Annotated in this window: 1 protein-coding gene, 1 pseudogene and 1 riboswitch; of the genes and pseudogenes, one reads left to right on the plus strand and one right to left on the minus strand. The window is 48.3% G+C overall.

The window, feature by feature from the left end; all coding sequences use genetic code 11:
- Nucleotides 1-68: 68 nt before the first annotated feature.
- A protein-coding gene (locus E0D98_RS22900; RefSeq protein ID WP_088895425.1) for an IS3-like element IS2 family transposase occupies nucleotides 69-1,297 on the plus strand; the annotation gives its coding sequence in 2 pieces (ribosomal slippage) (nucleotides 69-384 and nucleotides 384-1,297; 1,230 coding nt in all).
- A gap of 10 nt (nucleotides 1,298-1,307) precedes the next feature.
- Here E0D98_RS22900 and E0D98_RS22905 read toward each other — a convergent pair.
- Nucleotides 1,308-2,189: pseudogene (locus tag E0D98_RS22905) on the minus strand (TonB-dependent receptor plug domain-containing protein); the annotation flags it as partial.
- A gap of 64 nt (nucleotides 2,190-2,253) precedes the next feature.
- A riboswitch (cobalamin riboswitch) is annotated at nucleotides 2,254-2,453 on the minus strand.
- Between the last annotated feature and the right edge of the window lie 585 nt (nucleotides 2,454-3,038).

Consider the following 3,038-nt stretch of genomic DNA (forward strand, 5'->3'; position numbering starts at 1 on the left):
GACAACCAGTATCACTTAAATAAGTGATAGTCTTAATACTAGTTTTTAGACTAGTCATTGGAGAACAGATGATTGATGTCTTAGGGCCGGAGAAACGCAGACGGCGTACCACACAGGAAAAGATCGCAATTGTTCAGCAGAGCTTTGAACCGGGGATGACGGTCTCCCTCGTTGCCCGGCAACATGGTGTAGCAGCCAGCCAGTTATTTCTCTGGCGTAAGCAATACCAGGAAGGAAGTCTTACTGCTGTCGCCGCCGGAGAACAGGTTGTTCCTGCCTCTGAACTTGCTGCCGCCATGAAGCAGATTAAAGAACTCCAGCGCCTGCTCGGCAAGAAAACGATGGAAAATGAACTCCTCAAAGAAGCCGTTGAATATGGACGGGCAAAAAAGTGGATAGCGCACGCGCCCTTATTGCCCGGGGATGGGGAGTAAGCTTAGTCAGCCGTTGTCTCCGGGTGTCGCGTGCGCAGTTGCACGTCATTCTCAGACGAACCGATGACTGGATGGATGGCCGCCGCAGTCGTCACACTGATGATACGGATGTGCTTCTCCGTATACACCATGTTATCGGAGAGCTGCCCACGTATGGTTATCGTCGGGTATGGGCGCTGCTTCGCAGACAGGCAGAACTTGATGGTATGCCTGCGATCAATGCCAAACGTGTTTACCGGATCATGCGCCAGAATGCGCTGTTGCTTGAGCGAAAACCTGCTGTACCGCCATCGAAACGGGCACATACAGGCAGAGTGGCCGTGAAAGAAAGCAATCAGCGATGGTGCTCTGACGGGTTCGAGTTCTGCTGTGATAACGGAGAGAGACTGCGTGTCACGTTCGCGCTGGACTGCTGTGATCGTGAGGCACTGCACTGGGCGGTCACTACCGGCGGCTTCAACAGTGAAACAGTACAGGACGTCATGCTGGGAGCGGTGGAACGCCGCTTCGGCAACGATCTTCCGTCGTCTCCAGTGGAGTGGCTGACGGATAATGGTTCATGCTACCGGGCTAATGAAACACGCCAGTTCGCCCGGATGTTGGGACTTGAACCGAAGAACACGGCGGTGCGGAGTCCGGAGAGTAACGGAATAGCAGAGAGCTTCGTGAAAACGATAAAGCGTGACTACATCAGTATCATGCCCAAACCAGACGGGTTAACGGCAGCAAAGAACCTTGCAGAGGCGTTCGAGCATTATAACGAATGGCATCCGCATAGTGCGCTGGGTTATCGCTCGCCACGGGAATATCTGCGGCAGCGGGCTTGTAATGGGTTAAGTGATAACAGATGTCTGGAAATATAGGGGCAAATCCATCTTTACTATGGCTATAACTGGAAACAAGTTGAGATTGCAGTGTTTCACCAGCGTAGCGAAGACCTGCATCCCAGCTTTGACTATAAAGTTTTCGAGTATCAATCAGTGGAGAACCGGGAGAGTACCAGGCGTCATATTTAGTTCGGTTATCATAGCCGTAGCCACGAACAAATCCGCTCCACGTATCAGATAAGTTATGTTCAAGTTTGCCATAGAATGTTTTACTTAAAAAACCGTCTCTGTCTGACTGTGGTTGCATCCCTGTACTGCCATAGGCAACAGCATCAAACCCCCTAGTATAGGTATAATCGCCGAGAAGTGTTACACGGGTATTTTCACCAAGTTGCTGATGAGTGGATATATCGTAATGTTGATAACTATTACTTCCCCATCCTGCGGAAATTTCAGTGCCTGTATTCTCACGGGATGTAATAATATTTATCACTCCGCCAATGGCATCTGAACCATAAATTGCTGAACGTGGCCCACGGATATATTCTATACGCTGCACTAAAGCGACGGGAAACTGACTCAGGTCTGCAGCTCCACTGACACCCGCTAAATTCAGGCGCACTCCATCAATCAATACCAGAGTGTGGTTAGAGTTTGTCCCACGAACAAAAATTGTTGAGAGCTGCCCTTCTCCCCCATGCTGAGAAATTGCAACGCCAGGCAAACGACGCAGAACATCATTTACAGAAGAAACTTGCCAGCGATCTATATCTTCTCGTGTCACAATAGTTACAGGAGCAAGCACGGTACTTAATGGTTCCTGAAAACGGTTAGCAGTAACAACGAGAGTATCCAGAGGGGTATCCTGTGCCCAGACAGAAAAGGCTGTGACGGAGTACACCATTAGAAACCAATATTTTTTAATCATTGTAACGCATCCACAACAGAAGAAGAATATCGCAGTTACCATCGATAGTAAGCGATGATGAGAACCAGATGCGACGTTAACCGACAGGTCTTCAGACCTAGAAGGGCATCTGAAGATACAAAGAGATGACCACCCACCGGATGACCGTGTCCACATTACGCAATCATCGCACCTTTCCTTACCGCTGCGTGTCAGTTTCGGATTCGCACTGGATTCCCTATTAACTCGCATATTCAGCAAGAAGTCCACGAACGTGATTTATCAGTTGTGTCCTTTCCATCGAAACCAACCGGTGCATTTTCAAAAAAGTCTGGACGTCCTGTTACGCCAGAGTTTTTATTGGTACGGGGCGTATAGTTCCATGTTGGCAGGCCTCAGTATTGCCTGAGCGTCGTCATAATCATTTTTCTGGCGTCGCTGATAAGCTTTAACATGTTGCGCCGGAAGAAATATTACATCATGGTCGAGTTTCCTGATTTCCCTGGCCCAGTGATGGGATGCCCGCGAGCCTCCATCGCAACAGTCATTTTAGGCTGTTGCACCAGCCAGTTAAGCAGTTGATTGCGAGAAAGTTTGATCCTTCCTGCGGGTTTGCCATGAGCATTGATACTGAAAAGATAAAAGTTCGTTTTAGCCAGATCGATGCCGGTGATTTTCTGTTGTGATTTTCTGTTGAGGCAGGTATCCCTCTTACTTTTGTGGTTAAAGTTTATCCATCATGACGTAATTAAAGGTTGTCGTGAAGGAGGGGGAAGACCATCTCATCGCTTACTGATGTTCCTGTTACTATATCTATTGAATCCTGGCTATAAGTTCGCTGTTTAAAGAATTATATGAATAGCACCAATT

This window comes from Escherichia sp. KCJ4928, assembly GCF_004352695.1.
GTDB lineage: Bacteria > Pseudomonadota > Gammaproteobacteria > Enterobacterales > Enterobacteriaceae > ECMA0423.